We start from the raw sequence: 4,783 nt of genomic DNA, 5'->3' as shown, positions 1-4,783 counted from the left end.
GAGGCGTTTATTAGAAAACTAAATTATTCATGCATAATTGTTGTTTGGAGAGGGAAACTATACCTCTCCATTCTATTTTTACTTAGGAGCATACATGATGAATTATCGAAAAATTGGTTATGTGGTAGGATGTTGGTTGATTTTTTACTTTTTTTCGATTACTTACAATATGAGTGTAATGGTGAGGTTTGATGCTGCTGTGAGTCGTTTCGTACAGAGCTTTCGTAACCCAGCTTTGTCCGATTGGTTTTTGTTTATGACTACACTAGGATCGATGCGTGTTTACATCCCGCTTTCTATTTTGCTATTGGTTTATTTAGTTATACACAAACGATTCCTTGCCGCGTTGCTTACAGTCGTTAGCCTGTATGGAGCTGATTATATGAATTACCTATTAAAGTCTTGGTATGAAAGACCTCGGCCTGATGTGCAGACGCTCATCACTGCAGCTGGTTATAGCTTTCCGAGTGGTCATGCAATGAATGCAACAGCTTTTTTAGGATTTGTCTCCTATCTTGCCATTACTGAATATCGGCTCACGTTACGTTTGAAAATTATTTTAATTGTAATAAGTAGTTTTATTATATTTTCAATTGGACTAAGCCGAGTGTATTTAGGAGTCCATTACCCAACTGATGTTCTCGCTGGTATGATTGCAGGATGTGGTTGGCTGCTCCTTTGCACATTGTTTCACAGTATGATGCGGCGAGATAAGCTGCAATGAATGATGTAATTAGAAAAACGACCATCACATTATTTGTGATGGTCGTTTTTCTAGAAATTATCAATACTATACGAAAATTAATATGATTGTAAAAATTCAGTGACTTGTTCTTCTGTTTTAGCATTGGCGCTATGTAAATGACCGATTTTTTTCCCGTTTTGGAATACAAGCAGACTTGGAATCCCCATAACTTGGAATTCTTCCCCAATCTCTGGAAATTCATCCTTATCTATTTCATACCAAGCAAACGTATTAAATTCAGCAATTACATCATCAATAAAATTATTTAATCGTGCACAATCTGGACACCATGTCGTATAAAACTTTACTACCACGGGGGTCTCACTGTTACTAATTTCACGGAATTCTGCTGCTGATTGGATGCTTTTCATTCTCTCATCCCCTCCTGTATATGTAATAAGCGATAATACTTCCATTTCTTTATAATCTTTTTACAGTTCGGTGTCAATTATTTGAAACGGATAATTTAGGGATATCGAGAAAAGGGTACTATAATTTCTAAATTAGGAAAATATAAGCGACAGGGAGGTGTTTGTATTGAAAACGAATAATAGTTCTCTTAGTAACCTAAGAAATAGAAAAGATCGGTTAATGCCGTATTATTTAGCTTTTCTTATATTATTTTTTGTTCAATCAAATGTGTATGCAGAACCAAATAAGCAAGTCATATGTCCGAAGGCAGAGGAATTATCAGCTAATGCAGCTCAGGACAAAGAAGAAGTGGAAAAAGCTTTGCAAGATTACATCGTGAAGAATATGTATGGAAGCAATAAACAATGGACAGCCGAAGTCGTTAGCCCGTTGCAGAATCTAAAAAGAACGGACGCCTCATATTACCATATAGCCGTTCAGCAATGCGGGCTTACAGTTGCAAATCGGTCATACTTCGTTCGGTTACGTTTTCCGAATTCTACACAAATGAATAAGTTAGGTGAATTTTTTATAAGTAAAGATAGCAGGCAAAAGTGGACAGTATGGTTTCGATACGTTTAAGTATGCAAGGGAGAGGAAAACAGCCATTTTCCTCTCCCTTGTCAATTTATAAAGAAGCATTTACTATAAAAGTAAGAACATGCTAGAGGAGATGAATGAAATGAAATTTGAAACGCATACAAATATTGTTACAAATGATAATGAAATTCGGATTGATATAGAGCATAATTTATTTGAACTTGTGTTAGAGGGATATCATGTATATCCATTAAACGAATCAGTTGCACTATTGAAAACAGAGAAAGAACGAATTGGAACAGCTATTCCTAAAAAAATCTCTTGGTCTGATGAGAAAACGATATTTCAGTATCAACTTATTTCTCTTCATTCTGTGAACTAAGAAGGGACTCAGAAAAATGAAGTTATTTCATACTGCAGATTGGCATTTAGGAAAGCTTATACATGGTGTGTATATGACCCACGATCAAGCTTACATCTTAGATCGCTTTATAGAAGCAATAGAGGAAGAAAAGCCAGATGCGGTTATTATTGCAGGAGATTTATATGATCGTGCGATTCCTCCCACGGAAGCGGTGGAATTATTAAATGAAACGTTGAAAAAAATCGTGATTGATTTAGAAACACCAGTTCTTTCGATAGCAGGGAACCATGACAGCCCTGACCGCATCCATTTTGGTAGTGATTTGTTAAAACGCCAAGGACTTCATATTATCGGACAGCTTCAGTACCCGTTTGAAACCGTAATATTACACGACCAATACGGAGAAGTGCATGTACACCTCGTTCCCTATGCTGATCCAGGTATTGTTCGTCATGTATTGCAAAATGAAGATATTCATTCACACGATGATGCTATGCGAATTATTACATCTATGATACGTGAATCAATGGACCGTCAAGCACGTCATGTTTTTGTTGGTCATGCTTTTGTTACATCCCTAGGAGAGGAAGAGGAAAACACAAGTGATGCGGAACGACCGTTATCGATTGGTGGTGCTGAATATGTGAATAGTAACTATTTTACTAGTTTTGATTATACGGCACTTGGGCATTTGCACCAGGCTCATTTTGTTGCCAATGAAGCGATACGCTATGCGGGTTCCCCCCTACCGTACTCTATTTCTGAAGAAGCTCATAAAAAAGGTTTTTATATTGTTACCTTAGATGGTGATGGTAAAACTACTATTGAAAAACGGTTGCTTGAACCACTGCGTAAAATGAGAACAATAGAAGGAACCTTGCATGATATCTTGCAGCATGAGAAATCCGATGACTATGTGTTCGTGCACTTGCTTGATGAGAATCCTGTACTGCAGCCTATGGAAAAAATTCGTTCTGTCTACCCGAATGCAATGCATGTGGAACGGATTATAAAACGGCAGGAAGCAGTAAATGGTGAGCAAGTGACGGAGAGACATAAGATGGATGATTTGGCTTTGCTTAAGGCCTTCTACAAGGAAATGAAGGGAATTGAGCCTACAGAAAATAAACAGCGAATTTTTCAAGATATAGTAGAAGAGCTCCGGTTACTGGAGGGGGAACGACAATGAAGCCGATTCTATTAACAATGACCGCATTTGGTCCATACAAATATCAAGAAAGTATTGATTTTACAAAGCTTGGAGAACATCGTCTTTTTTCTATTTCAGGGAATACAGGCGCTGGGAAAACTACGATATTCGATGCCATTTGCTACGCTCTTTACGGTGAGGCGAGCGGGGAAGAGAGAAATGATGTTAGCATGTTACGGAGTCATTTTGCTGATGACGATACATATACGTTAGTTTCGTTAACATTTGAAATGCATGGGAAAACCTATTATATAAAACGCCAAATGGCCCATCGCAAACAAGGAAATAAAACGGCTACTGGCGGAGTTGTCGAGCTATATGAAGTGGTAGACGGTGAAAATATACCGTGTGTAGATCGTTTTCATGTGAATGATGTAAATAAAAAGCTAGAGCAATTAATTGGATTAACAAAGCATCAGTTTAGCCAGATTGTGATGCTGCCACAAGGGGAATTTCGGAAACTATTAACCTCAGAAACAGAAAATAAAGAAGAAATATTGCGTCGGATTTTTAAAACCAATCGTTATAATCAAATTCGGGAGTTGTTAGATCATAAACGAAAACAATTAAAAAACAAGCTAGAGGGGAAAATACAAGAGAGGGATATCTATTTCCGCAATGCACTTGCCATGCCAATGCGTGAAGAAAGCTTGTTACAGGAACTTTCGCAGCAAAGCAGTTGGAATAGCTTCCAAATGATTGCGGCGCTAGAGGAAGAGCAAGTATTTTTTAACGGACAGCTACAACTCTTACGTAACGAAGAAAGCTCACAGATCTCTCAATTGCGCCAAAAAGAAAAAGCATATCATGAGGCAAATTCCATTAATGAATTGTTTCAGCAGCTCGAGCAGACGAATAATGAATATCATAATCTTATGGAAAACCAATCGTATATGAAACAAAAAGAGGAACAATTGGTACAAGCAGAAAAAGCAAATCGTATCCAACCGTACGAAGCATCATGGAAAGAAGCAAACCGAGTTGTTGAACAGACGAATCAAGCTTATAAAACTGTTCAAATACAAAAAGAACAATTGGATTCTGCTTATAAGAAAGTTACGTTGCTCTTTGAGGAAGAAAAAGAAAAGCAGCCGCTGCGTGAACAGAGAAAGCAAGAGTGGAATGCGCTTCAAGATATGCAATCCATTGTGGAAACATGGGCGGAACGAACAACGAAAATTGCAGCTTTCGCTTCTCTTATAACGAAAAAGAGTGAGATACTACATACCTATAAGCAACAATATGAACAAGCTATGCAAGCACGTAAGCAGATTTCTATGCAGTTGCAACAACTGGATGAGGCATCGCAGCATTTTGTAACAAAACAGCGTGAGTTGGATACATTACGTGATGATGTGAAATTATTAATGAAGGTCGAGAAAGCTTTTAATGAAAGCAAGAAAGATGAATCCTCTCTTCATGAAGCGAAAAAAGAAGTGAATGATGCAAGCGCGGTATATGAGGAGCTTGAGAAGCAGTATTTATCGGAACAGGCTGGGCAAATTGCACTTCA

Annotated in this window: 6 protein-coding genes; 5 read left to right on the top strand and 1 reads right to left on the bottom strand. The window is 37.8% G+C overall.

Features of this window, described 5'->3' with window-relative positions:
- The first annotated feature begins 94 nt into the window (after positions 1–94).
- Entirely contained in the window at positions 95–724 is a 630-nt protein-coding gene (locus AC11ZT_RS10895; protein ID WP_484059614.1) for a phosphatase PAP2 family protein, read from the top strand.
- Between the two features lie 77 nt (positions 725–801).
- Here AC11ZT_RS10895 and AC11ZT_RS10890 read toward each other — a convergent pair whose 3' ends face one another.
- Entirely contained in the window at positions 802–1,116 is a 315-nt protein-coding gene (locus tag AC11ZT_RS10890) for a thioredoxin family protein (RefSeq protein WP_484059613.1), read from the bottom strand.
- 166 nt (positions 1,117–1,282) lie between these two features.
- Here AC11ZT_RS10890 and AC11ZT_RS10885 point away from each other — a divergent pair, with 166 nt between their 5' ends.
- From AC11ZT_RS10885 to AC11ZT_RS10870, 4 genes are all read left to right on the top strand, one after another.
- Complete coding sequence (locus tag AC11ZT_RS10885; protein WP_484059612.1) at positions 1,283–1,738, top strand: hypothetical protein; 456 nt, start codon at positions 1,283–1,285, stop codon at positions 1,736–1,738.
- Between the two features lie 100 nt (positions 1,739–1,838).
- Positions 1,839–2,078, top strand: a complete 240-nt coding sequence (locus AC11ZT_RS10880; RefSeq protein WP_484059611.1) for a DUF2584 family protein — start codon at positions 1,839–1,841, stop codon at positions 2,076–2,078.
- A gap of 16 nt (positions 2,079–2,094) precedes the next feature.
- Positions 2,095–3,249, top strand: coding sequence for an exonuclease SbcCD subunit D (locus tag AC11ZT_RS10875; protein ID WP_484059610.1), 1,155 nt, complete (start codon positions 2,095–2,097; stop codon positions 3,247–3,249).
- Positions 3,246–4,783: AAA family ATPase (locus AC11ZT_RS10870; RefSeq protein WP_484059609.1), on the top strand; the 1,538-nt coding region annotated here is incomplete at its 3' end. The genes AC11ZT_RS10875 and AC11ZT_RS10870, both read left to right, overlap by 4 nt.

Source organism: Ectobacillus sp. (genome assembly GCF_056992975.1).
Note: the sequence above shows the minus strand (reverse complement) of the source record. Positions and strands in the feature narration are given on the sequence as shown.